This is a genomic window from Vandammella animalimorsus (assembly GCF_002285265.1).
Taxonomy (GTDB): domain Bacteria; phylum Pseudomonadota; class Gammaproteobacteria; order Burkholderiales; family Burkholderiaceae_C; genus Lampropedia.
Genome location: NZ_NSJB01000004.1, coordinates 129,158 through 154,442, shown reverse-complemented (window position 1 = coordinate 154,442; position 25,285 = coordinate 129,158). Strand labels below are relative to the sequence as shown.

General features: G+C 64.0%; 25 protein-coding genes, 1 tRNA gene and 1 CRISPR repeat array. Of the genes, 14 read left to right on the top strand and 12 right to left on the bottom strand.

Going from position 1 to position 25,285, the window contains the following annotated elements:
* Positions 1-70: 70 nt before the first annotated feature.
* Entirely contained in the window at positions 71-1,357 is a 1,287-nt protein-coding gene (gene clpX, locus CK625_RS08320; RefSeq protein WP_095539840.1) for an ATP-dependent Clp protease ATP-binding subunit ClpX, read from the top strand.
* Between the two features lie 92 nt (positions 1,358-1,449).
* Positions 1,450-1,523 (top strand) — tRNA-Cys (locus CK625_RS08315).
* Between the two features lie 89 nt (positions 1,524-1,612).
* On the opposite strand, the gene CK625_RS08310 is transcribed toward CK625_RS08315, so the two are convergent.
* The gene (locus CK625_RS08310) at positions 1,613-2,815 is read right to left on the bottom strand and encodes a class I SAM-dependent methyltransferase (protein ID WP_095539839.1); all 1,203 of its coding nucleotides are present in this window, start codon (positions 2,813-2,815) and stop codon (positions 1,613-1,615) included.
* Between the two features lie 22 nt (positions 2,816-2,837).
* On the opposite strand from CK625_RS08310, the gene CK625_RS08305 reads away from it, so the two are divergent.
* On the top strand, positions 2,838-3,704 hold the full coding sequence (locus tag CK625_RS08305; RefSeq protein WP_095539870.1) for an SDR family oxidoreductase: 867 nt from the start codon (positions 2,838-2,840) through the stop codon (positions 3,702-3,704).
* A 25-nt stretch (positions 3,705-3,729) separates the two neighbouring features.
* On the opposite strand, the gene CK625_RS08300 is transcribed toward CK625_RS08305, so the two are convergent.
* A complete protein-coding gene (locus CK625_RS08300) occupies positions 3,730-4,002 on the bottom strand; it encodes a hypothetical protein (protein ID WP_143326230.1) in 273 nt (90 codons plus the stop codon).
* A gap of 133 nt (positions 4,003-4,135) precedes the next feature.
* Between CK625_RS08300 and CK625_RS08295 the strand changes: the two genes are divergently transcribed.
* Positions 4,136-5,305 (top strand): DUF72 domain-containing protein, encoded by a 1,170-nt coding sequence (locus CK625_RS08295; RefSeq protein ID WP_095539837.1) that lies wholly within the window; start codon positions 4,136-4,138, stop codon positions 5,303-5,305.
* A gap of 106 nt (positions 5,306-5,411) precedes the next feature.
* On the opposite strand, the gene CK625_RS14285 is transcribed toward CK625_RS08295, so the two are convergent.
* Both CK625_RS14285 and CK625_RS08285 read right to left on the bottom strand, forming a co-directional pair.
* Positions 5,412-5,855 (bottom strand): hypothetical protein, encoded by a 444-nt coding sequence (locus tag CK625_RS14285; protein WP_429001305.1) that lies wholly within the window; start codon positions 5,853-5,855, stop codon positions 5,412-5,414.
* 106 nt (positions 5,856-5,961) lie between these two features.
* On the bottom strand, positions 5,962-6,363 hold the full coding sequence (locus tag CK625_RS08285) for an ASCH domain-containing protein (protein ID WP_095539835.1): 402 nt from the start codon (positions 6,361-6,363) through the stop codon (positions 5,962-5,964).
* 79 nt (positions 6,364-6,442) lie between these two features.
* On the opposite strand from CK625_RS08285, the gene CK625_RS08280 reads away from it, so the two are divergent.
* Positions 6,443-6,685: a type II toxin-antitoxin system RelE/ParE family toxin gene (locus CK625_RS08280; protein ID WP_238945576.1), complete on the top strand. Its 243-nt coding sequence runs from the start codon at positions 6,443-6,445 to the stop codon at positions 6,683-6,685.
* Positions 6,686-6,694: 9 nt separating this feature from the next.
* Positions 6,695-6,994, top strand: a complete 300-nt coding sequence (locus CK625_RS08275; RefSeq protein WP_095539833.1) for a HigA family addiction module antitoxin — start codon at positions 6,695-6,697, stop codon at positions 6,992-6,994.
* 99 nt (positions 6,995-7,093) lie between these two features.
* Positions 7,094-8,518: a CRISPR direct-repeat array (repeat unit 36 nt; unit sequence GTTCCGGTCAGAGCACAAATCCCAGTGATCTAAAAT).
* A gap of 71 nt (positions 8,519-8,589) precedes the next feature.
* On the opposite strand, the gene cas2 is transcribed toward CK625_RS08275, so the two are convergent.
* From cas2 to CK625_RS08255, 4 genes are all read right to left on the bottom strand, one after another.
* Positions 8,590-8,916 carry a CRISPR-associated endonuclease Cas2 gene (gene cas2, locus CK625_RS08270; RefSeq protein ID WP_172425121.1) on the bottom strand — a complete coding sequence of 109 codons (327 nt, stop codon included), beginning with the start codon at positions 8,914-8,916 and terminating at the stop codon, positions 8,590-8,592.
* 9 nt (positions 8,917-8,925) lie between these two features.
* Entirely contained in the window at positions 8,926-9,855 is a 930-nt protein-coding gene (cas1, locus tag CK625_RS08265) for a type II CRISPR-associated endonuclease Cas1 (protein WP_095539831.1), read from the bottom strand.
* Positions 9,856-9,869: 14 nt separating this feature from the next.
* Positions 9,870-12,992, bottom strand: a complete 3,123-nt coding sequence (gene cas9 / locus CK625_RS08260) for a type II CRISPR RNA-guided endonuclease Cas9 (RefSeq protein ID WP_238945575.1) — start codon at positions 12,990-12,992, stop codon at positions 9,870-9,872.
* A gap of 705 nt (positions 12,993-13,697) precedes the next feature.
* A complete protein-coding gene (locus CK625_RS08255) occupies positions 13,698-14,591 on the bottom strand; it encodes a methyltransferase domain-containing protein (RefSeq protein ID WP_095539830.1) in 894 nt (297 codons plus the stop codon).
* Between the two features lie 404 nt (positions 14,592-14,995).
* Here CK625_RS08255 and CK625_RS08250 point away from each other — a divergent pair, with 404 nt between their 5' ends.
* Entirely contained in the window at positions 14,996-15,580 is a 585-nt protein-coding gene (locus tag CK625_RS08250; protein WP_238945574.1) for a ComF family protein, read from the top strand.
* Between the two features lie 43 nt (positions 15,581-15,623).
* Here CK625_RS08250 and minE read toward each other — a convergent pair whose 3' ends face one another.
* The 3 genes from minE to minC form a co-directional block, all read right to left on the bottom strand.
* Entirely contained in the window at positions 15,624-15,908 is a 285-nt protein-coding gene (minE, locus tag CK625_RS08245; RefSeq protein WP_095539828.1) for a cell division topological specificity factor MinE, read from the bottom strand.
* A gap of 3 nt (positions 15,909-15,911) precedes the next feature.
* Positions 15,912-16,727, bottom strand: coding sequence for a septum site-determining protein MinD (minD, locus tag CK625_RS08240; protein WP_095539868.1), 816 nt, complete (start codon positions 16,725-16,727; stop codon positions 15,912-15,914).
* Positions 16,728-16,873: 146 nt separating this feature from the next.
* Positions 16,874-17,647 (bottom strand): septum site-determining protein MinC, encoded by a 774-nt coding sequence (gene minC / locus CK625_RS08235; protein ID WP_095539827.1) that lies wholly within the window; start codon positions 17,645-17,647, stop codon positions 16,874-16,876.
* Positions 17,648-18,028: 381 nt separating this feature from the next.
* Here minC and CK625_RS08230 point away from each other — a divergent pair, with 381 nt between their 5' ends.
* From CK625_RS08230 to CK625_RS08215, 4 genes are all read left to right on the top strand, one after another.
* Positions 18,029-18,325 carry an FmdB family zinc ribbon protein gene (locus tag CK625_RS08230; protein ID WP_095539826.1) on the top strand — a complete coding sequence of 99 codons (297 nt, stop codon included), beginning with the start codon at positions 18,029-18,031 and terminating at the stop codon, positions 18,323-18,325.
* A gap of 79 nt (positions 18,326-18,404) precedes the next feature.
* Positions 18,405-20,198, top strand: a complete 1,794-nt coding sequence (aspS, locus tag CK625_RS08225; protein WP_095539825.1) for an aspartate--tRNA ligase — start codon at positions 18,405-18,407, stop codon at positions 20,196-20,198.
* 53 nt (positions 20,199-20,251) lie between these two features.
* Entirely contained in the window at positions 20,252-20,893 is a 642-nt protein-coding gene (coaE, locus tag CK625_RS08220) for a dephospho-CoA kinase (protein ID WP_095539824.1), read from the top strand.
* Between the two features lie 32 nt (positions 20,894-20,925).
* Complete coding sequence (locus CK625_RS08215) at positions 20,926-22,206, top strand: FAD-dependent monooxygenase (RefSeq protein WP_095539823.1); 1,281 nt, start codon at positions 20,926-20,928, stop codon at positions 22,204-22,206.
* A gap of 8 nt (positions 22,207-22,214) precedes the next feature.
* Here the strand turns inward: CK625_RS08215 and trxA are convergent, their stop codons facing one another.
* A complete protein-coding gene (trxA, locus tag CK625_RS08210) occupies positions 22,215-23,123 on the bottom strand; it encodes a thioredoxin (protein ID WP_095539822.1) in 909 nt (302 codons plus the stop codon).
* A gap of 272 nt (positions 23,124-23,395) precedes the next feature.
* On the opposite strand from trxA, the gene purE reads away from it, so the two are divergent.
* From purE to CK625_RS08200, 3 genes are read left to right on the top strand one after another with little or no spacing between them, the layout of a single operon-like run.
* Complete coding sequence (gene purE, locus CK625_RS08205; protein ID WP_095539821.1) at positions 23,396-23,899, top strand: 5-(carboxyamino)imidazole ribonucleotide mutase; 504 nt, start codon at positions 23,396-23,398, stop codon at positions 23,897-23,899.
* On the top strand, positions 23,899-24,024 hold the full coding sequence (locus CK625_RS14215; protein ID WP_275250569.1) for a hypothetical protein: 126 nt from the start codon (positions 23,899-23,901) through the stop codon (positions 24,022-24,024). The genes purE and CK625_RS14215 overlap by 1 nt, the downstream gene beginning before the upstream one ends.
* The gene (locus CK625_RS08200; RefSeq protein ID WP_095539820.1) at positions 24,017-25,267 is read left to right on the top strand and encodes a 5-(carboxyamino)imidazole ribonucleotide synthase; all 1,251 of its coding nucleotides are present in this window, start codon (positions 24,017-24,019) and stop codon (positions 25,265-25,267) included. Before CK625_RS14215 ends, CK625_RS08200 begins: the two co-directional genes overlap by 8 nt.
* Positions 25,268-25,285 lie beyond the last annotated feature (18 nt).

Below are 25,285 nucleotides of genomic sequence, written 5' to 3'. Positions count from 1 at the left end.
GCCTGCACGGCGCATGCCTGCCCAGGCTGCGCCAATCGCCCCTTTTTCCTCATTCAAAGGCACTGCGCGAATGGCTGACAAACACCGCGCCAATGGCGAAAAAACCCTGTACTGCTCCTTCTGCGGCAAGAACCAGCACGAAGTCAAACAGCTGATTGCCGGACTCAATGGCTTCATCTGCGACGAATGCCTGGCCATGTGCAACGAGCTGGTGCACAGCGAGGCCCATGAAGCCGGCGCCAGCGCCGATGGCGCCGAGGCCCGCCCGGATCTGCCCACGCCCGCACAGATCAAGGCCAACCTGGACCAGTACGTCATCGGCCAGGACAAGGCCAAGCAGGCCCTGGCCGTGGCGGTCTACAACCACTACAAGCGCCTGTGGCACCGCGACCAGCAAGGCGCTGGCGCGGCCGACGACGGGGTCGAGCTCTCCAAGAGCAACATCCTGCTCATCGGCCCGACCGGCTCGGGCAAGACCTTGCTGGCGCAGACCCTGGCCAAGATGCTCAACGTGCCCTTCGTCATGGCCGATGCCACCACGCTGACCGAGGCCGGCTACGTTGGCGAGGACGTGGAAAACATCATCCAGAAGCTGCTGCAAAGCTGCGACTACAAGGTCGAGCAGGCCCAGCGCGGCATCGTCTACATCGACGAGATCGACAAGATCAGCCGCAAGGCCGACAACCCCTCGATCACGCGCGATGTCTCCGGCGAAGGGGTGCAGCAGGCCCTGCTCAAGCTCATCGAAGGCACCATGGCCAGCATCCCGCCGCAAGGCGGGCGCAAGCACCCCAACCAGGATTTTCTGCAGGTCGATACCTCCAACATCCTGTTCATTTGCGGCGGCGCCTTTGCCGGGCTGGAGAAAGTCATCGAAAACCGTACCGAGGCCTCGGGCATCGGCTTTGGCGCGGCGGTGCAGTCCAAGGCCGGCCGCAGCGTCAGCGAGTTGTTTGCCCAGATCGAGCCCGAAGACCTCATCAAGTACGGCATCATCCCCGAGCTGATCGGCCGCCTGCCGGTGGTCACCGCGCTGGCCGAGCTCGACGAGGCCGCGCTGGTGCAAATCCTCACCGAGCCGCGCAATGCGCTGGTCAAGCAATACGCCAAGCTGCTGGGCATGGAAAACGTCGAGCTGGAAATCCGCCCCGAGGCCCTGCAGGCCATCGCCCGCAAGGCCATTGCGCGCAAGACCGGCGCGCGCGGGCTGCGCTCCATCCTGGAGCAGGCGCTGCTGAGCACGATGTACGAACTGCCGTCGATGCACGATGTGCAGAAAGTCGTCGTCGAGGAGGCCACCATCACCGAAGGCGCGCCGCCGCTGCTGATCTGCCGCGAGGAGGCCAAGCAGGCCTGAGCCTGCACCGAGAATGTCCGGCACGGGCTTTGCATGCTGCTGGCGATCCTCCCTGCGCGGGCAGCGCAACTCGTGTAGAATGCGCGGTTTCTGGCGCGGTAGCAAAGTGGTTATGCACCGGATTGCAAATCCGTTGACCCCGGTTCGATTCCGGGCCGCGCCTCCAGACATTTCAAGCCCTTGCTGCATGGCCTGCCGCAAGGGCTTTTTACTGCGCGCGCAGGATGTTCGATGCGGGGCGGCGCTACAAGGCGGCTACAGCGTATGCGTGCGATCGCCGCTGGCAAAGCCTTGCGGCTCCCAGAATGGGCCTGCGCCCAGCATCATCACCTTGAACAGCTCGCCCATTTCGTGCTCGTGCAGCAGCTTGGCGGCCATGGCGCGCTCGGGCAGGCTGGCAGCGTCGAGCATCGGCTGGATGCCGCAGTTGATCAGAAAGCGCGCCTGCGAGGTGTAGCCCAGCACTTCCAGGCCGGCTTCCTGTGCGGCCACGGCAATGCCGGTGAAGTTGACGTGGCTGGTGATGTCCTTCTGGCCTACGTCGTGCAGGGGTTGGTCGTCCATGCGGTGCTGGAAGTGGCAGGCCAGCGTGCCGCTGCGGCGCTGCGGGTGGTAGTACTCGCGCTCGCCAAAGCCGTAGTCGATCCACAGCATGGCGCCCTTGCGCAGGCGCTCTGCGCAGGTGCGCACGAAGGCTTCGGCCCAGGGGTGAATTTCGGTCAGGTAATCGCAGGCATCGCCCGGCCCCTGTAGCGGCAGCGCATCGCCTGGCCAGGCCTGGGCGGCCAGCTCGCTGGCGTTGGGCTCACAGGGCGGGCGCAGTGCGCTGGGGCGGTCGGCCCAGGTGAAAGCGTCGGCGGCATCGAGCGCCACGCCCCGCTCATGCCATTGGCCCTGCTTGCAGGCCAGCAGCTTCACGGGCATGGCGTCCAGCACCTCGTTGCCCAGCAGCACGCCTTCAAGGGTGGGCGGCAGCTCGTCCAGCCATTGCACCTGCGCGCCGAATGCCGCCAGGGTCTGAGCCTGGCGCGCGCGCAGCGCGCCGGAGACGTCGATGATGCAGTAGCGCCGCAGCGGCGCGCCCATGGCCTGCAGCGTGCCCAGCACCTCGCGCGCCAGGCTGCCGTGGCCTGCGCCGAACTCGTACACCGTGTCGGTGCCGCTCACGCGCAGCGCCTGCGCCAGTTGCACGGCCACGCAGCGGCCGAACAGCGGCGAGAGCTCCGGCGCGGTGACGAAATCGCTGCCTTCGCCAGCCCCAGCGGGTGTGGCGGTGGCAGGCATGGCCCCGATCTTGCGCCGCGCATTGCTGTAATAGCCCAGGCCGGGTTCGTACAAGGCCATGTGCATGAAGGCGTCAAAGCCCAGCCAGCCCTGCTGGGCGGCGATGGCCTGGCGCAGTTTGGCCGACAAGGGGCCGGTTACACTCAGCGCGTTTGCGTGTGTTTCATCGTCCATGCCGCGATTGTCGCAGCCCTTCATGTCCCCCAACCCCAGCCCTGCCACCGCTTTGCCCGCCGGCCGCGCCAGGCCCACCGTGCTGGTCACCGGGGCTGGCCTGCGCCTGGGGGCGGCCATCGCCGTGCATCTGGCGCAGCAGGGCTGGAATGTGGCCGTGCACTATCGCCACTCCAGCGCCGCCGCGCAGGCTACGGCGCAGGCTTGCCGCGCCGCCGGGGCCGACAGCGAGGCGCTGGCCGCCGACTTTGACGACGAGGCGCAGACGCGCGCGCTGCTGCCTGCGGCGCTGGCGCGCTTTGGCCGCGTCGATGCCATCGTCAACAGCGCCTCGCGTTTCGAGTTCGACGATGCCAGCGGCTTCACCTACGCCAGCCTGGAGCAGCACCTGCGCAGCAACACGGCCGCGCCCATCGTGCTGGCCCAGGCCCTGCAGGCCCACCTGCAAGCGCGCGCCGCTGCTGCAACTGGCGATGATGCGGCGGCCACGGCCAGACCGCAGGGCGTGGTCGTGAACCTGCTGGACCAGAAGCTCTGGAACCAGAACCCGGACTTTCTCAGCTACACCCTCTCCAAGGCGGCGCTGGAAGCGGCCGGCACCATGCTGGCCCTGGCGCTGGCACCCTGGGTGCGCGTCGTCGGCGTGGCGCCGGGGCTGACGCTGACCAGCGAATTCCTCGATGCCGACAGCTTTGCGCGCCTGCACCAGCTCAGCCCGCTGGGGCGCTCGTCCACCCCCGAGGATGTGGCCGCCGCCGTGCACTTCGCGCTGAGCAATGCCTCGCTGACCGGTACCACGCTGCTGGTCGATGGCGGCCAGCACCTGATGCGCTTCGAGCGCGATTTCTCCATGATGGCCGCGCCCGGCACGCCGCCAAAGCCGCGTTGACCGCGCTGGCGCCGCAGCGCATCGCTCACTGAGCAGCGGCCTCCAGCGCGCGTTGCTGCTGCTCCATGGCCGCATCCAGCGTCTGTTGATACTGCTGCCGGACTTGTTCGCCGTAGGCCTCTGGCGTCGTTGCCCTGGTGATGGGCGGTCTCGCGCCATCACTACTCGCGCCATTGGGCAAGGCCACACCCGCGCCCGGCGGGGGCGGGGCAGGGCGTGTGGCTTGTAGCTGTTGCTTGATCACCAGGCCCGTGATGAGCAGGGCCAGCAACAGCCCGGCAAATCCCAACCAACGCATCTTTCTCCTCCCTGTCGTCTGTGCGCATGCGCTCGCCACCACGGCAGGCGCCTGTGCCATTGTGCCGCCTGGGCCGGATGTGTCGGCTGTACTTCATGGGCGCCAGTCGGCGCGTGGCCCTATCATCGCCGCCATGCCCGCCAGCCCGCCACCGCAGCAAACAGCCCTGTTCGAGGCCCTGCCCTTGCCTGCCGAGCCCGTCGCCCGAGAGGCCCAGCAAGCCCGCCGGGCCAGTGACCAGGCAGGCCCTTTGGCCGAGGACACGCATACGCAGCGCAAGGCCGTACCAGCCCAGGGTACGCCGCTGCGGCGCAACCGTACAGCAGCGGTGCGCGCCGCGCCCCCCGATGCCCGCATACAGACCCTGGCGGCAGCCTTGCCGCCCCGCCTGCGCATGGGCACCTCTTCCTGGCACTTCCCCGGTTGGGCCGGGCTGGTGTGGGATGGCGACTACGACCAAAGCCAACTCTCTCGGCAGGGGCTGGCCGCCTACGCCGCCCACCCGTTGCTGCGCAGCGTCAGCCTGGATCGGGCCTTCTACCGCCCATTGAGCGCCCAGCAATACGCGCACTATGCGGCGCAAGTGCCCCATGACTTTCGCTTCGTCGTCAAGGCCCCGAGCCTGGTCTGCGATGCGCTGGTGCGCGCCGAAGACGGCTGCGGCCGCGCGCCCAATCCGATGTTTCTGAATCCAGAGCTGGCGCTGCGCGAATTCATCCAACCCGCATTGCAAGGTCTGGGCCACAAAGTGGGCGCGCTGGTGTTTCAGCTCAGCCCCTTGCCCCGCGCGCGGCTGGTCGAGTTGCCCGCGCTGATCGAGCGCATCGGTGCCTTGCTGGCGGCCATGCCACCGCTGGCCCCCGTGGCGCCCGATGGCGTCCTCGCGCTCGAAGTGCGCGACGCCGCCTTTCTGGCCCCCGCCCATGCCCCGCAATTGGCCCAGGTCTTGCGCACGGCGCGCCAGGCCCGCGGCAACCCCATCACCTACTGTCTGGGCCTGCACGCCAAAATGCCGCCCATTGAAGAGCAGTTGCCGCTGCTGCGCGCGCTGTGGCCAGGCCCCTTGGTGTGCCGCTGGAACCTGCACCGCCGCCACGGCGCCTACGGCTACGAAAGCGCCAAGGCCGAATACGCGCCATTCAACCGCCTGCAAGACCCCGACCCCGAAACCCGCGCGCAACTGGCACGCGTCATCAACGGCACCTGCGGCGCAGGCCAGAACGCCTATGTGACCATCAACAACAAGGCCGAGGGCTCGGCTCCGCTGTCGGTACTGGAGCTGGCGGGGCAGCTGTTGGTATAAATGAAAGGAATTGTGATTGTTGAAGCCGTGATCCAGCTGTATCGTACCCTTGGATCAAATGCATCAGTCAGAGAAAAGTGATATTGATTATTTGGGTTTATGGATTTTACTTTAGATCCCTACGGTAAAATTTTAATGATTTTGATTGGGTTAGAATTCGGGGCGTTGCAATATATATACAATTGATTTCGTTTATTGCACCATGGCCCGTCTGATAAGAACGCAAATCTGCTGCTTGGTGTCTAGGTGTAGCAACTTGCCGGCGGTCCTGCACTTGTAATGACGCACAGGCGGTGTTCTTGTAAGGTGGCAATCGGGCTACGTCTGTGGCCTGACAAGCTCTTGCCTCCGTGCTGATGGGCAGGCCTACTCGCTTGTCAATCCAGACATTGGTCAGCCGCTGAGTGCGGAGCGCAGAGCCATGGCGCGCGCTCTTGCCAGCATCACTGCGCTGTGGGCAGTGAAGGGCGCGCAATCTACGATCGAGTAAACCAGCTTCGCCCTCGGCGGCGAAGCGACGCAGCCACTTGCGTGCGATGCGGTGGCTGATACCAGCGCCAGGGCAGCTGCGTCCGAGCCCAATACTGAGAGACCAGATAGGCTCGCCCTTTGGGCGTCAATGAGGCATTCTTATGGATTGATGCAAGCCCTTTGGCTTACATGTAATCGAACCAGAATTTGCCTTCTGGCGCGAACTCAATTTCATCGTCGGGGACTGTGAAGAAATTAACCATCCCGCGCACTGGCTTCGGAACCAAAATATCTATCTGATTGTCCAGAATCCACGAGAAATAGCCATCCGCACCACCATACCCCGGCTGCTTAGCGTCGGCCTTTTTTGTTGGCCTACAGTCAATCAGCTTGACGACGCACAGCATAACACCGAGAGGAAGTGGTTTTTCCTCCCCATTCACGTCCACGACGTAGCCCTCATTGAACCGCGATGAGCAGATCACCAGATCACCGCGATATTGCGTTGGCCGAGATCGGAACTCGATCCACTTCTGACCAGAAGCGATTGCATCAGCCCAAGGCTGGCGCACTGATAGAGCTTTCATGATGGTTGATGATATCAACGAAACTTGCTAATATCATAGAACGATTTCCGGCTCCAAGTGCGAAGATGCGGCGGAGCTTTTGATTTCTGCCGAAAAAGAGATTTGCCAATATCGCAAAAGCAGTGCTGCAGCAAATCGCATTGCTGCACGCCGAAAACAGCATCAATTTTTGTGTTTGTCGCCTAGCAACCGCCTGAAAGCATTGAAATTTGACCGCCAAGGGCAGTTCAGTACTCGCATCAACGGTCAGTGGCGCATTTGCTTAAAGTGGAATGAAGTCACCAACAACGCAGACGATGTAGATAGCGTGGACGATCACTGAAAGGGAACAATGACTCAATTCACATGGCCCCACCCCGGCGAGATTCTGAACGAGGAGTTTTTGGAGCCCATGGGCATCAGCCAACACGCCTTGGCCAAGGCAATTGGAGTGTCACCGCACCGGATCAACGAGATCGTGCACGGCAAGCGCTCCATCACCGCAGACACAGCCCTGCGCCTGGCCAAATTTTTCAAAACGGATGCGCAAATTTGGATCAATCTGCAGTCTGAATACGACCTGCGTGCAGCTAAAGAAAAGGCTGCAGACGTGCTGACAAGAATCCAGCCCTTCCATTTTTTCGCAACCTGAGCGACCTAACCAAACGACAAAGCCCGCCGAGATAATCGCAGGCGGGCTTTGTTGTGGTGACGCAGTAATAAATGCTACCTGATTTGCTTTAAATGTGTGCGCACTATCAGAGCACAAATCCCAGTGATCTAAAATCCTGCAGCACTGCGGGGTCGGCATTGGGCGAGTTCCGGTCAGAGCACAAATCCCAGTGATCTAAAATTAGGAGCCGCATCGATGCTGAAGGATTGCTGTTCCGGTCAGAGCACAAATCCCAGTGATCTAAAATGCATCATCCGTCACCCAGCAATCGCCTTCGGTTCCGGTCAGAGCACAAATCCCAGTGATCTAAAATGCGGCAGGCCAAGGGCGCGCGCGTATGCCTGTTCCGGTCAGAGCACAAATCCCAGTGATCTAAAATTCATAAGTGTTATCGCAACGCTGATGGACTGTTCCGGTCAGAGCACAAATCCCAGTGATCTAAAATAACGCAAGGATAAATGCGGCGATTGCGCTGGTTCCGGTCAGAGCACAAATCCCAGTGATCTAAAATGGTGCGGCCTTCCATGCGCTTGTCGCTCTTGTTCCGGTCAGAGCACAAATCCCAGTGATCTAAAATCAGCAGCAGCCGGTCGATCAGGTTGCCGACGTTCCGGTCAGAGCACAAATCCCAGTGATCTAAAATTCTTGGCCAGCTCGGTCACCTCTTTGTTGAGTTCCGGCCAGAGCACAAATCCCAGTGATCTAAAATCATCGCGACCTGGCACAGGCAGGATTGCCAGTTCCGGTCAGAGCACAAATCCCAGTGATCTAAAATTTTCAGGCTGCTCGGGCAGGTCGCCGTCTTGTTCCGGTCAGAGCACAAATCCCAGTGATCTAAAATAATCAAATGACACAAACATAATGCTTTCCTGTTCCGGTCAGAGCACAAATCCCAGTGATCTAAAATGCGCACGAAACCGCCGTGCAGCTTCAGCATGTTCCGGTCAGAGCACAAATCCCAGTGATCTAAAATTTTACAGGAGCCAAAGCGATGACTTTGCGTGTTCCGGTCAGAGCACAAATCCCAGTGATCTAAAATATACAGGGTCAGCCGGACAGCTGCGCGACCGTTCCGGTCAGAGCACAAATCCCAGTGATCTAAAATTGGCAATTGCGAACAGGAATTGAAGTGCACAGTTCCGGTCAGAGCACAAATCCCAGTGATCTAAAATTGCTGCAGAGGCACTAGACACCGACCGCCAGTTCCGGTCAGAGCACAAATCCCAGTGATCTAAAATCGGCCTGGTGCGCGCAGTGCGCGTGCAGGCGTTCCGGTCAGAGCACAAATCCCAGTGATCTAAAATTGAGCGGGCGTCCGTCTGCGCCGGCGTCGAGTTCCGGTCAGAGCACAAATCCCAGTGATCTAAAATCAAGGCAAACTGCAATGGTTCACTTCCGAGGTTCCGGTCAGAGCACAAATCCCAGTGATCTAAAATTTCCTTGGTTGCGAGCACGCTGGTACAGGTGGTTCCGGTCAGAGCACAAATCCCAGTGATCTAAAATTCCCTCTGCAGTAACTCCTTGTTCTACAAGGAGTTTTCTGCTTTTTTCGGGGGTGGGAATCATGCTTCAAGCTAGAAAAGAGTGAACTGATCGGGTGCTTTCAACGGCGGCTGCTTGGCCCTTCCATGGAAGGTGAGGATGCGCTCGTACTGCTTGTCGGTGAACTGTAGCACGCTGACCTTGCCGCCGCTGGGCAGGATGGCTTCGACTCGGCGAGCGTAAGTATCCAGCTGGGTCTGGCTGGTGCAAAAGCGCAGATAGACGCTGAGCTGGCTCATCTCGAAGCCCATGTCGAGCAGCGATTTGCGGAAATCGCTGGCGGCCTTGCGCTCGGCTTTGGTGAGCACGGGCAGGTCGAACATCACCAGCATCCACATCAGTCGGTATCCTGAAAGCATGGCATTGTGTCATTCCTGGTCCAGACCTTTGGCCAGAGCGAGCGGCAAGCCCGGCAGCGGCAGTTCCAGCTTGTCGCGCTGGCCCAGATACACCTGGGCCAGCGAGACGGCCAGTTTCTGCATGCAAACCATCACCGGCGTCGCACCGGCACTGCTTTGCATGTCGTCGTAAAGCGTGTGCACCAAGGCGCGCTTGGCTTCGGGCGTGACTTGTTCTTCGCCGGCACGCTGCAATTGCCAGACCTTCAGGTCGATGACTGGGCGGAAAGGCTCCATCAGGTCATCCACCAGGCGCATGGCATTGCCATCATTGCTGTGGTGCAGGCCGATGCTGGGATGTAGGCCGGCAGCCACCACGGCGCGGGCGGTGGCAGAACGCAGGATGGTGTAGCCGTAGTTGAGCAGGGCGTTGAGGCCGCCGGCGTTCTGGTCGCGGCGGAAGTTCTTGCCGAACAGCAAGCCCCAGTAGCGCCGTGCGCCTTGGCCTTCGACGTTTTCCGGATCACCGCTTTTGACCTTGCGCACCAATGCAGTCAAGGGCGCAGTGGGCGCGCCTGCGGCCTCCAGTGCGGCGGCTTGTTGCTCCAGTTTGGATTTGACGATGGCCGCCCACAGCCGCTTGTGCGTGGGCAAGCTGGCGGCGATTTGCGCTTCGATGCGCTTGGCCTGCACGTGATGGCCGTCCAGCGTCAGCAGCATGCCCACGGCATTGTGGTTGGCCGCGCACAGTACGAAGGGCGCGCCGCGCTCAGCTAGAGCCACCAGGAGGTTGTTGGTGTAGCTGATGCCGTGGGCATTGGCGATGACGGCGGCGATGTCGTCCAGCGGCACCTGGCCCAACTCCTTGCGCTCGCCGTCGGTATCGCGCACCACCATGAAACCGCGGTTGACGAACAGGTGCCGCCTGTCGTCTGCGATTTCGACAATGCGGCCGATCATGCTGCGCCCCTTGCTCAGCCCTTGAAGCCGGGGTCGTGCAGCTCGCCGATGGGCGAGATGGTGATGTGGCGGGCTTTGGCTTTTAGGAAGGAGCCGGCCATCTTCGAGATATAGGAGAACGGATCATTCTTATCCCGGTTGCGGGCATCCACATTGGCTTCGTGCAGTGGCGCCATGAAGACCTGTCCGTTCCTGGGAATTACCACCACACGCATCGTCTCTTCCCGTCCGTCCAATTCTAGGCGCACGCAGTCGTCAATCATCAGGCGCATCACCAGCGCCTTCCCGTTCTGTGCCATCTCTGGATGTCGCAGGCGCGCCACGCCATGTTTGCGCACGATTTGATAGGCGCGGAAGGTCGAGATCACTTCGCCCTCCCATTTGCCTTTGTCATTGCGCGTGATTTCGATGCAGTAGTTGCTGCCGCCGACATAGCCTTTGTAGGGCAAAGGCTGGCCTTCGGCGTCTACGCCGTGGCGCTCGGGCTGGCTTGGTTCGCTGATGCGGATCAGATTGCTGATCTCACGCCCTTGACTGCCATCGGCCTTGCGCCGCTGCTTGATGCGCCCATCCTTGCTGATGCCGTAGGAAGTCTCTTCCATCATGCCGCCCTCATGCCCATGGTCGGGGCGGTGGCTGACCCAGATGTTTTGTACGGCGCGCTGCACATGCGCTGGGTAGGTTTCCCAAGGCAAGGGCATCGTTTCCACCAGCTTTTCCAGTCCTTGCTGGCGAGCCATCGCGCTGGCCTCGGCAAAGCGCTGCAACAGACCCTGGTCAGTAACGCCAATGACACAGGCGTCCACGGCATGGTGACGATGGTCATCGCGGTTTTTCTCGCCGCTCAGGCTCAAGACCCCATTCAGGCCGAACTTGGCGCGCAGCAAAGCCGTCATCCGCCCCGGAATCACCCGCACACCGCCGGGGCAGACAAGGGTGAGGTAATCCCGGGCGATGCGCGAGAGATAGCGCGTGTCATTCAGCGCGCGCGCCAGAAAGCCTTGGTCCTCACCCAGCCAGCGTTCGTAACCATCGGGCGCGAAGCGGTAGCGTTTGGCGCGGGGCATGCGTTCGGCGCGTTGCTGCATGCCCTCGTACGGCCAGCCCTGCGCCTCAAAGTCCTGCCGCGCCTGCCAAGGCGTGCGGTTGCCTTTGATGCGGTTGGCTTGCCGCATGGAAACGGTTTTGTTGTTCAGGCTGTCATCCAGCGTTTGAGAGAAGGGCAGGATGTGCTCGATTTCCACCTCATCGCTGAGCAGCATGCGCGCGCTGATCTGCACGCCGCTGTAGGGGCAGCGGCGGTCGGCGACGTCAAAGCTCAACTCCTCCCACAGGATCCATTTCTGAATGTCTGCATGCTTCACCCGCTCTTCGCTGATGCCCAAGATAGGCGCAATTTCCGCGCGAATGCGCGCATTGCGCTTTTGGTTGTCGGCTTGCTTGCGTTGCGCCTCCAGCTTTTGCTCACGGCTTTGCTTGAGCTCGCGCGCCAGTTCCACCACGATTTCGGTTGGCCGGCCATAACGTCGGATCAAATCGTTGACCACGCGGCGCACCTGGTTCAGGCCGATATGTACGGTGGGGTTGGCGATCTTGCCGTAGCGTTTTTCTTCCGGGTCTTGCGGGTTGCCACTGCCAAAGGCCACGTGACGTTGCAGCGCCTTGCCGTAGTAGGGCAACTGCTTGAAGGCAGACACAGGCAGGATTTCGCCGGTGGTTTTGTCGATACGCTCTCCCACCTGCTCCACATCGGCGCTGTCGTACTCGAAACTGAATCGCAAATCGCTGTGATGGGCAAAGCCGGCGGCCTGCACCGCCTTGTCGTAGGTGATGACCTCGGCGCGCAGCGCAGGCACGATGCGCGCCAGTGCCTTGCGGCTGAGGCTGCCGTAGCCTTCTGGCAGGCCAGTGTTGGCAATGGCCGTGGCGCGTGCCTCATCCACGCCAGTGTTTTCGATCAGCCATTGCACCAGTTCGGCTTCGCTTTCTTCCGTGACCAGGCGCAGCACGATGTCGTCCTGCAAGGCTTCGTCAAAGTCGTGCCACGCTGCCCCGAACAGTTCCTTTTTCGACAGTGCCGCCGTGGTGGCATTGCCCTTGAGTTCACGGCGCTTGGCGTCTTCCAAATTGAATTGCACGGCATCACCCAGGTTGAGTGTTCTGCGCATGGCCTGGAACGTGACTTTTCCCCTGTTCTCCAGCAAGGCCACGATGGCATTGCGCCGATCCAGCGTCAATGCTTCTTCACGCAAGTCTGGGTGCAGAATGCGCAGGTGATTCACCTCTTGCAGGATGCGAAAACGCTGCGTGCTGGGCAGGGCCAGCGGGGCGCGCTCTTCTTCCGGCAGCAAGGTGCAGCGCCCTGGCTTGGCCGGGCGCAACGGGCGTTGATGCAGCAGGGTGTCGCGCAGTTCGGCCCGTGCCTGCTCGTTGAACAGTACGGGGTTGAAGGCCGCCTGCACGGCCCACAGCGCATCGAACTCATCGGCCACCATCTGGCGGTCGATATAGAGGTCGTAGCTTTTGTCGATCTTGCCCTTGCCTGTGTCGGTGGCGATGCGCGTTTCCCGGTAGCGGGCACGCGTGCCTTGGCCGGCTTGCAGGCGTTGCCACAGCCATTCGCCTACCGTGCGGGCGTTTTCGTTTTGCAGTTGCTGGCGCAGTTGGCTGATGGCGGTTTTGAGGGCGCCGCTGTCGCTGTCTTTCTTGTCGGTCTTGCGGTTGCTCTTGAAGCCGCGGCGCTGGTTGATATGAAACATTGCGCGGGCGAACTCGCCCGGCATCAGTGCGCGCTGCAAGCCCTCGGCGCGCAACTGGTAGGGATTGAGCACCTCCAATGCTTTGCGCGCGGCCTCGTCCTGTGGGAAGAAGCCATGTGCAATCAGCTTGTCCAGCATGCGCGCCTTGCGCTTGAGCAGGCGGTCGCGACGGCGGCGCATGGCGCGGGCGGCGCGGCGGGTCACGGCCAGAGAGGAGCCATCCTTTGGGTTTCGGCCATCGCTGAAGATGCGCACGCCAGCCTTGAGGATGGCGGTGGGCTGGTTGTCAGCATTCAGGCGCAGGATGGCCCAGCCCAGCGAGGTGGAGCCCAGATCCAAAGCCAGTCGGTAACGAATGATGTTTCTTTTTCTTGACACGAAACCAGTCCCTTTCCACACATTCATGCATTGATGGATGCTGTGCGGCATCCATGTCTGTCACCAGGGGGCGGCTCGAAAGCCCTGTCTACTTGCTGTAGCCCCTCTTTGCTGTTTTACGACCTCAGGTTAAGTGCCTCCCAGAAGCCCTTCGCAGACTATCCGCGAGACACCGTTTGCGCGCAATTTAACATTTTGTGGCTTGTGTGCGTGGAGTTCTTGAATTGGGGATTACGCCACCAGTGCATTGCCAGTGTTGGGGTGCGCGACCAAATAATTGCGCATGGATATGCAGAGACAGAGCGGATGGGGTTATAATCGCTGTCACTAGTTCACTGGGATTTGTGCTCTGGTCGCTAACAAGCTGATGCTTTTGTAGCTAGATGCAAAAAATGGAAAGCCGGGCATGCCCGGCTTTCGGCTTTTCTGGCCCCAAGATTTGCCAATCCCCGACGTGGTTGGCGCCAGCTGCCGGTTGTTGGCAGCCCAATCGCGAACAGCGCCTGCGTCGCCGTGCGGTCTGGCTGTATTGCAGCTCAGAACCTGTTCAAAGCCTCGGCGCGAGTGGGCAAGAAGCGGTTTGGGATGGGATACAAGCAGCAAAACGCAGTCGGACCCCGGTGGCCCGGGGCGAGGCGTTTGCAACGCCAGACCACAGCTCCAATCGGCTTGATTGCCTGTCACGCAAAGACTTTGCGCGGGCGCTCAAGTTTCGCGGCGGTGTTTTTGCAGGCTCTGGCGCATGTCTGCCAGGCTGATGTGGGTTTGGGCGGCCACGGGCATTGCGGGGGCGGCCTTGATGGCGTGGCCGTAGACGATTTCAAATGTCAGCCCGATGCGGCCTTGCGCGTCGGCCAGGCTTTGTAGGGCCTGGTGCCATTGCGCCAGCCATTGGCGCCCGCGCAGCGCGGCAAAGCGCTGTGGGTGCAGGTTGCGGCCCAGCTCGCGCAGCTCTTGCAGCAGGCGCTCGGTGCTGGTGTATTGCAGCTCGATGCACTCCATGTCCATGACGGGCTCGGCAAAGCCGTTGGCCGCCAGCATGTCGCCCAGGTCGTGCATGTCGGTGAATTGCTGCGCAGGCGGCGGCCAGCCCAGTTGCTGGTACAGGCTGCGCAGTTGCTGCAGGGTGTCGGGCCCAAGGCAGGAGAACAGCACCATGCCATCGGGCTTGAGCCATTGCGCCCAGCGGCGCAGTACGGCGGGGGGCTGGGCCTGCTGGTGCAGGGCCATGTTGGCCCAGAGCATGTCCAGGCTTTGCGGCGCAGGCTCTTGCAGGTGCACGGCGGCGCGGCCGGCCCAGCGGGCCCAGCGCGGTGTGCGCCAGCGTTGGGCTGCCACGCGTTGCTGCTCGGGCTGTTGCTGCACGATCCAGCAGCTGCTTTTTGGGTAGCGCTGCACGATCAGGTCGTGGGTTTGCATGCCGCCGCGCACGGGTTCCCAGTCACACCAGGTCTGTGGTGCGCGAGCCATCCAGGCCAGGCGCTCTTGCATGCGCCGACCGACTTCTTCGTGCAGCCAGGGGCTGGCCGCCGGCGCGCGCGCTTGCCAGCGCGCCAGTGCGGTAGGGTCCAGGGTCGGTGGGGTGTCTGCGGACGACATGTGGTCAGTGGAGGCGGTGGGGGCGGCGCAGCCAGCGCGCGAGTATAGGCGGTAGGCGGTGAGGCCTGCCGTGGCATGATGGGGCGCGCTGGCAGGCCGTGCCTGGACGCTGCCAGCGCGGGTGGCCCAGAGGCAGGGTTGCCAATGTTCAGGAGCCTGCCATGCCTTTGCATTTGTTGCGTGTTGACTTGCTGGCCCGTTGTCTGCCGGCGCAGTGTCCGCTGTGCCGGCGCTGGCCGGTGTGGCGCGGGCCGGCTGGCCTGTGCGGCGATTGTCTGGCGCGCCATGGGCGGCAGGTGCCGCGTTGCGCGCGCTGTGCCTTGCCGTTGCCGGCCCCTGCGGATGGCGTGCTGGCTCAGGGTGAGGCGCGGGGCGAGATGGGTGGGGAGGTGCAGAGCAGGGCGTTGCCTTGGTCTGCCCTGGTCTGCGGTGCCTGCATGGTGCGGCCCGGCCCGTTGCAGCATTGCGTGGCGGCGGTGGACTACGCCTACCCTTGGCAGCAGCTCATTGCCCAGTTCAAGTACTACGCTGCGCCGGCCTGGGCGCATGGCTTTGCGCAGCTGCTGTTGCGGCAATCGGGCAGTACGGCTTTGCTGCACGGCGTCGATGCCATCGTGGCCGTGCCGCTGGCTGCGGCGCGCTTGCGTCAGCGCGGCTACAACCAGGCCTGGGAGCTGGCGCGCGCACTGGCTGCGCAAACGGGGCAGGCGCACAAGCTGCGCCAGGATGTGGTGCTGCGCCACGGCATGCAGGCGCCGCAGGCTGGCATGGGGCGGCAGGCGCGCTGGCGCAATCTGCGCCGGGCCTTTGCTGTGCAGCAGCCCGGCCCGTGCTTGCAAGGGCAGCACGTGCTGCTGGTCGATGACGTGATGACCACGGGCGCTACGTTGTGGGCGCTGGCCCGGGTGCTACAGCATGATGCGGGTGTGGCGGCGGTCTCCGCCATGGTGTTTGCCCGCACGCCATTGCCGGCCGGGCAGGGCGCGTGAGCAGGTGCCGCGCTCGCCTGGGCGGGCGGGCAGAGTGCTGGATTTATTGGCCGCCGGGCTTGGCGCGCAGTTCCGACTCCGGCATCTCGATCTTGACCTCCAGCACTTCCAGGTTGTCCTGTCGGTCGAGGTTGACCTTGATGTCGTTGGGATGGATCTGGATGTATTTGGAGATCACCTGCACCAGGTCTTTTTGCAGGTCGTTGAGGAAGTCCGGCTTGCTGGTGGTGCGGTCGCTGCGCTCGTGCGCGAGGATGATTTGCAGGCGCTCCTTGGCCACGGAGGCGGTTTTTTTCTTCCCGCCAAAGAGCATGTCGATCAAGGCCATGGCTTACCTCCCGCCGAAGATGCGCTTGAGAAAACCGCCTTTCTGGGCATCGACAAAGCGCAGCGGTCGCTGCTCACCGAGAAAGCGCGCGATCACGTCTTGGTAGGCCTCGGCCACGTCCGAGCCTTTCATGTGCACGGCCGGCAGGCCCTGGTTGGAGGCCTGCAGCACGGTCTCGGATTCGGGGATGACGCCGATGAGCGGGATGCGCAGGATTTCCTGGATGTCGCTCAGCGACAGCATCTGCCCGCCCTCGACGCGGCCCGGGTTGTAGCGCGTGATGAGCAGATGCTCCTTGACGGGTTCCTTGCCGTCGATGGCGCGCTTGGTCTTGGAGGCGAGCATGCCCAGGATGCGGTCGGAGTCGCGCACCGAGGAGACTTCCGGGTTGGTCACGACCAGGGCCTCGTCGGCGAACTTCATCGCCAGCAGCGCGCCGCTTTCGATGCCGGCGGGCGAGTCGCAGATGATGTATTCGAAGCCCATGCCGGCCAGGTCGTTGAGCACCTTTTCCACGCCTTCTTCGGTCAGCGCGTCCTTGTCGCGCGTTTGCGAGGCGGCCAGGATGTAGAGGTTCTCCAGCTGCTTGTCCTTGATCAGCGCCTGGTTGAGGTTGGCCTCGCCCTGGATGACGTTGATCAGGTCGTAGACCACGCGGCGCTCGGCGCCCATGATCAGGTCCAGATTGCGCAGTCCCACGTCGAAATCGATCACTGCCGTTTTGTGCCCGCGCATGGCCAGGCCCGATGAGAAGCTGGCACTGGTGGTGGTTTTACCGACCCCGCCTTTTCCGGAAGTGACGACGATGATTTTGGCCATGGAATGCATCCTGTGAAAGTTACGGTTCTGGTCGCACCCGGCCCGGTGGCTGCGGGGCGGAGCGGGTCAAAGTGTGCGTATTCTGCCTTGGTGCGCGTGGCGCTTGGCGCCTGTCATGAGCTGGCGGTGTTTCAGAGTGTCATTGCTCAGCCTTTGCCCAGCGGCTCGATGAGCAGGCGCTCGCCATCGAGGCGCACCTGCGCCGGGCGGCCGGCGACTTCTGGCGGCAGGTCGTTTTCCGCAGTGCGGTAGATGCCGGCCACCGAAACCAGCTGCGCCTCCAGGCACAGGGTCAGGATGCGGGCATTGGGGTTGCCGCGCGCGCCGGCGATGGCGCGGCCGCGCAGCGGCGCATACACGTGCACATGGCCGTCGGCGATCACCTCGGCGCCGAAGTTCACGGCCGTCATGACGATCAGGTCCGCGCCCCGGGCATAGACCTGCTGGCCCGAGCGCAGGGGCTTGTCGATCAGCACCGTCTCGCTGGCGGGCGCCTCGCGCACCACCTCCACCTCGCGCACCACTTCACGGATTTCCACCGAGGGCGGTGCGGGCTCGGGGGCGGCGCGCTGCGGCGGGGCGTCGGGCGCCACGGATAGGCCGGCGGCGCGCGCAAACTCGATCTGCACCGCATTGCCGCCGCGCACCGCCACAGGCGTGGTCTTGAGGCTGCGCAATGTGCCCATCAGCCCGCGAAAGTCGATGGCGCCAGGGTCGTCGCGCACGGCGCTCAGGTCGATGATGACGGCATCGTTGTCGAAGAAATCCGGCTCGTCGGCAAAGCGCTCGGCCAGCGCCTTGCGGATGGCATAGGTGTCCGTGGATTTGAGCAGCAGCGCCACCACGGGCAGCGTGGCGCTTTTGAGTTCAAAAGGCACCTTGGCGCCGGCAGGCGCTGGGGCGGGGTTTTGGCTGGGCATCGGCGTCCATCCAGATAGAGAAGGGGCTGAGAACCTGTTCAAAATCTCTGCACGGCGGCGGGCCAGAGAGCGGCTTGGGGCGGTCTGCGGCGCCTGCAAGGGCTGCGCTTTGTGCCTTGCAGCCCATCCCAAACCACTTCTTGCCACTCGCGCCGAGATTGGGAACAGATTCTGAGAACAGGCTCTGACAAAGCCTGTGAGTTTAACTGCTGCGCACGGCGCTGCGATGCGTGCACAGACTGCCTGCCGGCGCGCCGGGCCAGGCGCCTTGCGGCGCGCGCCCGGGCCCCCGTGCGCGGCTTTTATAATCAGCGGTTTTTTCTGCGGGCAGGCCATGGGCTGCCCCGTGGCCTTTGCTGGATTTTTCGCCGCGCTGTTTTTATGCCGATCTACGCCTACCTGTGCAGCCAATGCGGCTTTCGCAAGGATGTCTTGCAAAAGCTCTCCGATGCGCCGCTGACGCAGTGCCCGCACTGCGGCGCCCAGGCCTTTGCCAAGCAGCTGTCCGCGCCGAGCTTTCAGCTCAAGGGCACGGGCTGGTACGCCACGGATTTCAAGAACAGCGGCAAGCCGCCCAGCCCGGCGCCCAGCAGTGGCGATGCCGCGCCCGCAGCAGCCCCGGCAGCCGATGCCGGCAGCAGTAGCCCGGACGCACCAGCCGCACCGGCTGCCGCCTGATTGGCGCTGTCTGTGGCGCTTTCTTTTTTTTGCACCAGAACAACCCCCGGCTGAAACCAGCCAGAAACGGACATTTTTTATGGCAATGCGCACCGAATACTGCGGCCTGGTCACCGAAGCCCTGACTGGCCAGACTGTGACCCTGTGCGGCTGGGTCAACCGCCGCCGCGATCATGGCGGCGTGATCTTCATCGACCTGCGCGACCGCGAAGGCTATGTGCAGGTGGTGTGCGACCCCGACCGCCCCGAGATGTTCGCCGCCGCCGAAACGGTGCGCAACGAGTTCTGCCTGCAAATCACCGGCCTGGTGCGCGCGCGCCCCGAAGGCACGAGCAACGACAACCTCAAAAGTGGCCGGGTTGAAGTGCTGTGCCATGAGCTCAAAGTGCTCAACCCCTCGGTCACGCCGCCGTTCCAGATGGACGACGACAGCCTGTCTGAAACCACGCGCCTGACGCACCGCGTGATGGATCTGCGCCGCCCTTACATGCAGAAAAACCTGATGCTGCGCTACCGCGTCAGCATGGCGGTGCGCCAGTTCCTGGATGCGCACGGCTTCATCGACATCGAAACGCCCATGCTGGGCAAGAGCACGCCCGAAGGCGCGCGCGACTACCTCGTGCCCAGCCGCGTGCACGACGGCCAGTTCTACGCCTTGCCCCAGTCGCCCCAGCTCTACAAGCAAATGCTGATGGTGGCCGGCTACGACCGCTATTACCAGATCACCAAGTGCTTCCGCGATGAAGACCTGCGCGCCGATCGCCAGCCCGAGTTCACGCAGATCGATATCGAAACGTCCTTCCTCACCGAGCAGGACATCCGTGCGCTGTTCCAGCGCATGATTTGCGAGGTGTTTGCCAAGACCATGGACGTGGATCTGGGCGAGTTCCCCGTCATGACCTTTGCCGAAGCCATGCGCCTGTACGGCTCGGACAAGCCCGATCTGCGCGTCAAGCTGGCTTTTACCGACCTCAAGGACGTGATGGCCGATGTGGAGTTCAAAGTCTTCTCCGGCCCGGCCACCATGCCCGGCGGGCGCGTCGTGGCGCTGCGCGTGCCCGGCGGCGGCGCCATGCCGCGCAGCGAGATCGACGCCTACACCGAGTTCGTCAAGATCTACGGCGCCAAGGGCCTGGCCTGGATCAAGGTCAACGACATCGCCAAGGGCCGCGACGGCCTGCAATCGCCCATCGTCAAGAACCTGCACGACAAGGCCATTGCCGAGCTGCTGGCGCGCACCGGTGCGCAGGATGGCGACCTGATCTTCTTTGGCGCGGACAAGGAAAAAATCGTCAACGACGCCATGGGCGCGCTGCGCGTGAAGATCGGCCACAGCGAATTCGGCAAGGCCAATGGCCTGTTCGAAGACCGCTGGGCACCGCTGTGGGTGGTGGACTTCCCCATGTTCGAGTACGACGAGGAAGACAAGCGCTGGGTGGCCATGCACCACCCCTTCACCAGCCCCAAGGACGGGCACGAGGAGTTGCTCAGCAGCGACCCCGGCCAGTGCGTGGCCAAGGCCTACGACATGGTGCTCAACGGCTGGGAGCTGGGCGGCGGCTCGGTGCGTATCCACCGCGCCGACGTGCAAAGCAAGGTCTTTGCCGCCCTCAACATCGGCGAGGAAGAAGCGCGCGCCAAGTTCGGCTACCTGCTCGATGCGCTGCAATACGGCGCGCCGCCGCACGGCGGCCTGGCCTTTGGCCTGGATCGCCTCATCACCCTGATGACGCGCGCCGAATCCATCCGCGACGTGATCGCCTTCCCCAAGACCCAGCGCGCCCAGGACTTGCTCACCCAGGCCCCCTCTGCGGTGGACGAAAAGCAATTGCGCGAGCTGCACATCCGCCTGCGCAACCCGCAGCCGCAGTGATGCGGCCCGAGCTCGCAGCTTCGGCCCAACGCTGACCGCGCCGCCTGTTTGCCATGCACTGCGAACCAGACAGCAAGCCGCCGCGCCTGATTGGCCTGAGCGGGGGCATCGGCAGCGGCAAAAGCACGGTGGCGGCTTTGTGGCAGGAGCTGTTTCACGTGCCCGTGGCCGATGCCGACGGCATTTCGCGCCAGTTGACGCAGCCCGGCGGCGCGGCCGTGGCCGCCATTGCACAGCACTTCGGCGCCGAATACGTCAGCGCCGATGGCGCCATGGACAGGGCCAGGATGCGCCAGCGCGTGTTTGCCGATGCGCAGGCCAAAAAGGCGCTGGAAGCCATCTTGCACCCCTTGATTTTTCAGGCCTTGCAGGAGCTGGTGCAGCAGGCGCGCGCGCGGCGGCAGACGGCCATCGTGCTGGACATCCCCTTGCTGGTGGAGTCCGCGCACTGGCGCCCGCGGCTCGATGCGGTGGTCATCGTCGATTGCAGCGCTGAGCTGCAATTGCAGCGCGTCATGCAGCGCTCGCAACTGCCGGCGCAAGAGGTGCAGCGCATTCTTGGCCAGCAGGCGCCGCGCCGCGCCAAGCTGGCCGCGGCCGATCTGGTGATTGCCAACGGCGACATCAGCCTGGCGCAACTGCGTGCACAGGCCCAGCGCGCCGGGGCCTTGCTGCAGCTTGAGCAGCGCCGGTAGCGCGCGCTTTTTTCTCTTCAAATCAGCAACACATGCAGGCCACATCACAGGCACTGGTAGCGGGCGGCGGCATTGCGGGCCTGAGCGCGGCCATCGTGCTGGCCGAGCAAGGCTTTGCCACTACCTTGATCGAGCAAACCCCGCAGTTCGTCGAAGTGGGCGCTGGCCTGCAAATCGGCCCCAATGCCTGGCGCTGCCTGCGCGCCTGGGGCTTGGAGCGTGATGTGCTGGCCGTCTCCAGCCTGCCCCATGCCATGGTGGCCAAAAACCTGCATACGGGCGCTGTTCTGGGCATGCTGCCCCTGGGTCTGACTGCGCAGCAGCGCTATGGCGCGCCGTATGCCACCGTGCTGCGGGCCGACCTGCTCCATTGTCTGGCGCAGCGCGCCAGGCAGACCGAGCGCCTGACGCTGCGCATGGCCGGGCAGGTGCAGGCCATTGACAGCCACGCCGCCGGGCAGGCGGTGTCCCTGCGCATCGCTGGCGCCGACGGCGTGACGCAGCAGCTGCAGGGCGAGCTGCTGTTGATTGCCGATGGCGCAGGCGGCCGATTGCGCCAGCAAACGGTGCTGGAGGCAGCGCAAGAGCCGCTGTCGCGCTCTGGTTACACCGCTTACCGGGGCATCATCCGGCAATCTGCGCTGCCGCAGTGCCTGAGAAGCCAGCAGGTGTGCGCCTGGCTGGGCAAGCACCTGCATGCCGTGGTCTATCCCTTGCGCGGCAGCGAATGGCTCAATGTGGTGTTGATCGCCAACGACGCGGCGCTGGCGCACAGCACCCGCCGCGGCAGTGCCGACATCCAGGCGGTGCTGGCCAGCATCGAGCGGCATGGGGCGCTGGCCAAGGAGCTCAAGGACACGATTTTGGCCATCGAGGCCCACGGCATGGACACGCTGGGCTACCGCTGGACGGAGTGGCCGCTGCGCATTCGCAAGCCCGTGCCCTCTGCGCGGGCCCTGGCAGCGGGGCGCATGGCCTTGCTGGGCGATGCCGCCCACCCCATGGTGCCCTTCCTGGCCCAGGGCGCGGCCATGGCGATCGAGGACGCCCAGCAACTGGGCCAATGCCTGCAGGGGCTGCAGGCCGATGCGCCGGCCCAGGCCATCCCTGCGGCGCTGGCCCAATGGGCCCGGCTGCGCGCCGCGCGCGTGGCCAAGGTGCAAAAACAGGCGCTGCGCAACGGCCGGATCTTCCACGCGCAAGGGCTGGTGCGCCATGGGCGCGATGCCGCCCTCAGGCTGATGGGTGCTTATCTGATGGACAAGCCCTGGCTGTTTGCCGGCGGGCCCGTGCCCAAATCAGAGCAGGCTTGAACAGCCGCTCAGCTCAACACCACGCTGGAGAGGCGGCGGCGGTAGCTGGCCACGGTGGGGTCTTCGGGCGGGATCTGCCCTTCGGCCACGGCCGGCTTGGGCGGCTCGATCAAGTCCAGGATGGCCACATAGGTCTTGCGCGCCAGGCCGTCGCTCCATTGGCGATCGCGCATCAGGATCTCCAGCAGCTCGTCCATGGCGGCCGTCCACTGGTTGTGCGCCAGCAGGATTTGCGCGCGCTGGTGGCGGGCCTCGAAGTTGCGCTTGTCGGCGGCAATGGCCGCGTCCAGCTCCTTGAGCCGGGCGTTGGCGTCGCCTGCGCGGTGCGCGGCGTCCAGGGCGTCCATCCAGGTCTTGAGCGCGCCATAGCGCTGTGAAGTGCCGGCCTGCGCGATGACCGGCGCAAAGGCCACCTTGGCCTCGTCCTCCAGGCCCATTTCCAGCAGCAGCTTGACGTAGTCAAAGCGTGCGGCCTCGTCCTCGGGCTTGTCCTGCACGGCCTGCTGCAGCTTGTCCAGGCGGGTCTGCAGGTCTTCTTCCACGGCCGGCTCGGCCGCCAGCTCCGCGCCCTCGTCCTCGATGGCTGGCGCGCCTTCGGGCAGGTGCTTGTCCAGGAAGGCGCGCACCTGCGCCTCGGGCAGGGCGCCCATGAAGCCATCGACCGGCTGGCCCTGCACCATCAGCACGCAGGTGGGGATGCTGCGCACGCCGAACATGCCGGCGAGCTGCTGCTGCTGGTCGGAGTCGATCTTGGCCAGCTTGAAGCGGCCCTGGTAGGCCGTCTCCAGCTTCTCCAGCACCGGCCCCAGCGAGCGGCAAGGGCCGCACCAGGGGGCCCAGAAGTCCACCAGCACGGGCGTGTGCATGGAGGCCTCGATGACCTCGGCCTCAAAGTTTTCGATCGTGACATCCATCATGCAAACCTCGTCGATTCAGAATCAGCGCGCGAGTGTAAGGGAAGGCCTTAGAGCGTGTTATGCACTTTTCATCCCCCGCGCTGACCCCAAAACCATGCACTCGCCGCGTTGGCCCGCTTGCCAAGGCAGCCAGCCTTGGCGGCGCGCACCGCCTTGCGATTACACGGTTTTGGGGTCAGCGCGGGGGGCCAAAAGTGCATAACACGCTCTAGAGTGGCAGCGCCTTGTGCATCTGCGTAGAATCGCGCGTTTCGTTTCATGGACACGACGGCATGACGCAGGCGCACATCCAGGTGGGCGTGGTCATGGGCTCCAGCAGCGACTGGGAGATCATGCAGCACGCGGTTTCGATTCTTCAAGAGTTCTCCATCGCGCACGAGGCGCGGGTGGTTTCGGCGCACCGCATGCCCGATGACATGTTCGCCTACGCCGAGGCGGCCGAGCAGCGCGGCCTGCAGGCCATCATCGCCGGCGCGGGCGGCGCGGCGCACCTGCCGGGCATGCTGGCGGCCAAGACCATCGTGCCCGTGCTGGGCGTGCCCGTGGCCAGTCGCCACCTGCAAGGGGTGGATTCGCTGCACAGCATTGTGCAAATGCCCAAGGGCGTGCCCGTGGCCACCTTTGCCATCGGCGCGGCCGGCGCGGCCAATGCGGCGCTGTTTGCCGTGGCCATGCTGGCGCGGCACAATCGGCCGCTGGCCCAGCAGTTGCAGCAGTGGCGCGCGGCCCAGACCGAGTTGGCGCGCGGCATGGCATTGCCGCCCGCCACCGCCTGATGGCCCCTGATGTTGCCGCGCTGGCCCAGGCTGGCGGCTCCAGCCGTCGCCGCCAGCACAGCCAGCACCACAGCCTGCGCATCGAATCGACCAACCCCACCAGAGAAAGCCTCTCTCATGCATGAGCCGCTGTCCATCCAGCCGCCGCTGTACGAACCCATTCTGCCTGGCGCCACCCTGGGGGTGATGGGCGCGGGCCAGCTCGGGCGCATGTTCGTGCATGCGGCCCAGGCCATGGGCTATGCCACGGTGGTGCTCGATCCGCAGCCGGGCAGCTCGGCCGGGCAGGCCAGTGAGCGGCAAATCGTCTGCGCCTATGACGATCCGCGCGGCCTGGCCGATCTGGCCAAGTCGGCGGCGGCCATCAGCACCGAGTTCGAGAACGTGCCCGCGCACGCCCTGACGGCCCTGGCCAAGCTCAACCGCGTCGTGCCGCCGGCCGTGGCCGTGGCCATCGCCCAGGACCGGGCGGCCGAGAAAATCCATTTCCAGCACCATGGCGTGCCGGTGGCGCCCTTTGCCGTCATCGATTCGCCGCAATCGCTGATTGCGGTCGCGCCCACGCTGTTTCCAGGCATTCTGAAAACGGCCCGCCTGGGCTACGACGGCAAGGGCCAGGTGGCCGTGGCCCATGCGCAGGATCTGGAGGCCGCCTGGCATGCGCTGGGCCGCGTGCCCTGTGTGCTGGAAAAGCGCCTGGAGCTCGATTACGAATGCTCGGTGATCCTGGCGCGCGGCTTCGACGGCGCCATGGTGCATCTGCCCGTGCAGCGCAACATCCATCACAGTGGCATTCTGGCCACCACACTGGTGCTGCCGGGCAACATCGACGCCGCCGTGCAGGACAAGGCCTTGCAGGCGGCGCAGGCCATTGCCGTGGCCACCGAATACGTGGGCGTGCTGTGCGTGGAGTTCTTCGTGCTCAAGGACGGCAGCGTCATCGCCAATGAAATGGCGCCGCGGCCGCACAACAGCGGGCACTACAGCATCGACGCCTGCGACGTGTCGCAGTTCGAGCTGCAGGTGCGCACCATGGCCGGCCTGCCGCTGACCATGCCGCAGCAGCACAGCCCGGCCATCATGCTCAATCTGCTGGGCGATCTGTGGTTCCCGGCTGGCGAGGAAGAGCCCGTCACGCCCGACTGGGCGGCCATCCTGGGCCTGCCCGGCGTGCACCTGCACCTGTACGGCAAGTCGCAGCCGCGCCCTGGGCGCAAGATGGGCCATGTCACCATCACGGCGCGGTCGGCGGAGGCCGCCTTGCACACCGCCGCCGAAGTGGCCGCGGCGCTGGGCCTGCCCGGCGATTTCAGCACCCAGGCGCGCGCGCCCAGCCGCCACCCCTTTCTTGCCGCGCGCAGCGCCTGAGCGCCGCCGCCCCTGCCC

Excerpts from the sequence above, each read along its gene's own strand:
- purE (WP_095539821.1), top strand. The coding sequence starts at position 23,396 with ATGACGCAGGCGCACATCCAGGTGGGCGTGGTCATGGGCTCCAGCAGC.
- minE (WP_095539828.1), bottom strand. The coding sequence starts at position 15,908 with ATGGCCTTGATCGACATGCTCTTTGGCGGGAAGAAAAAAACCGCCTCC.
- CK625_RS08215 (WP_095539823.1), top strand. The coding sequence starts at position 20,926 with ATGCAGGCCACATCACAGGCACTGGTAGCGGGCGGCGGCATTGCGGGC.
- CK625_RS08295 (WP_095539837.1), top strand. The coding sequence starts at position 4,136 with ATGCCCGCCAGCCCGCCACCGCAGCAAACAGCCCTGTTCGAGGCCCTG.
- CK625_RS08230 (WP_095539826.1), top strand. The coding sequence starts at position 18,029 with ATGCCGATCTACGCCTACCTGTGCAGCCAATGCGGCTTTCGCAAGGAT.
- CK625_RS08255 (WP_095539830.1), bottom strand. The coding sequence starts at position 14,591 with ATGTCGTCCGCAGACACCCCACCGACCCTGGACCCTACCGCACTGGCG.
- minD (WP_095539868.1), bottom strand. The coding sequence starts at position 16,727 with ATGGCCAAAATCATCGTCGTCACTTCCGGAAAAGGCGGGGTCGGTAAA.
- CK625_RS08310 (WP_095539839.1), bottom strand. The coding sequence starts at position 2,815 with ATGGACGATGAAACACACGCAAACGCGCTGAGTGTAACCGGCCCCTTG.
- cas1 (WP_095539831.1), bottom strand. The coding sequence starts at position 9,855 with ATGATCGGCCGCATTGTCGAAATCGCAGACGACAGGCGGCACCTGTTC.
- CK625_RS14215 (WP_275250569.1), top strand. The coding sequence starts at position 23,899 with ATGGCCCCTGATGTTGCCGCGCTGGCCCAGGCTGGCGGCTCCAGCCGT.
- coaE (WP_095539824.1), top strand. The coding sequence starts at position 20,252 with ATGCACTGCGAACCAGACAGCAAGCCGCCGCGCCTGATTGGCCTGAGC.
- trxA (WP_095539822.1), bottom strand. The coding sequence starts at position 23,123 with ATGATGGATGTCACGATCGAAAACTTTGAGGCCGAGGTCATCGAGGCC.
- CK625_RS08275 (WP_095539833.1), top strand. The coding sequence starts at position 6,695 with ATGACTCAATTCACATGGCCCCACCCCGGCGAGATTCTGAACGAGGAG.
- cas2 (WP_172425121.1), bottom strand. The coding sequence starts at position 8,916 with ATGCTTTCAGGATACCGACTGATGTGGATGCTGGTGATGTTCGACCTG.
- minC (WP_095539827.1), bottom strand. The coding sequence starts at position 17,647 with ATGCCCAGCCAAAACCCCGCCCCAGCGCCTGCCGGCGCCAAGGTGCCT.
- CK625_RS08285 (WP_095539835.1), bottom strand. The coding sequence starts at position 6,363 with ATGAAAGCTCTATCAGTGCGCCAGCCTTGGGCTGATGCAATCGCTTCT.
- aspS (WP_095539825.1), top strand. The coding sequence starts at position 18,405 with ATGGCAATGCGCACCGAATACTGCGGCCTGGTCACCGAAGCCCTGACT.
- CK625_RS08200 (WP_095539820.1), top strand. The coding sequence starts at position 24,017 with ATGCATGAGCCGCTGTCCATCCAGCCGCCGCTGTACGAACCCATTCTG.
- CK625_RS08300 (WP_143326230.1), bottom strand. The coding sequence starts at position 4,002 with ATGCGTTGGTTGGGATTTGCCGGGCTGTTGCTGGCCCTGCTCATCACG.
- clpX (WP_095539840.1), top strand. The coding sequence starts at position 71 with ATGGCTGACAAACACCGCGCCAATGGCGAAAAAACCCTGTACTGCTCC.
- CK625_RS08305 (WP_095539870.1), top strand. The coding sequence starts at position 2,838 with ATGTCCCCCAACCCCAGCCCTGCCACCGCTTTGCCCGCCGGCCGCGCC.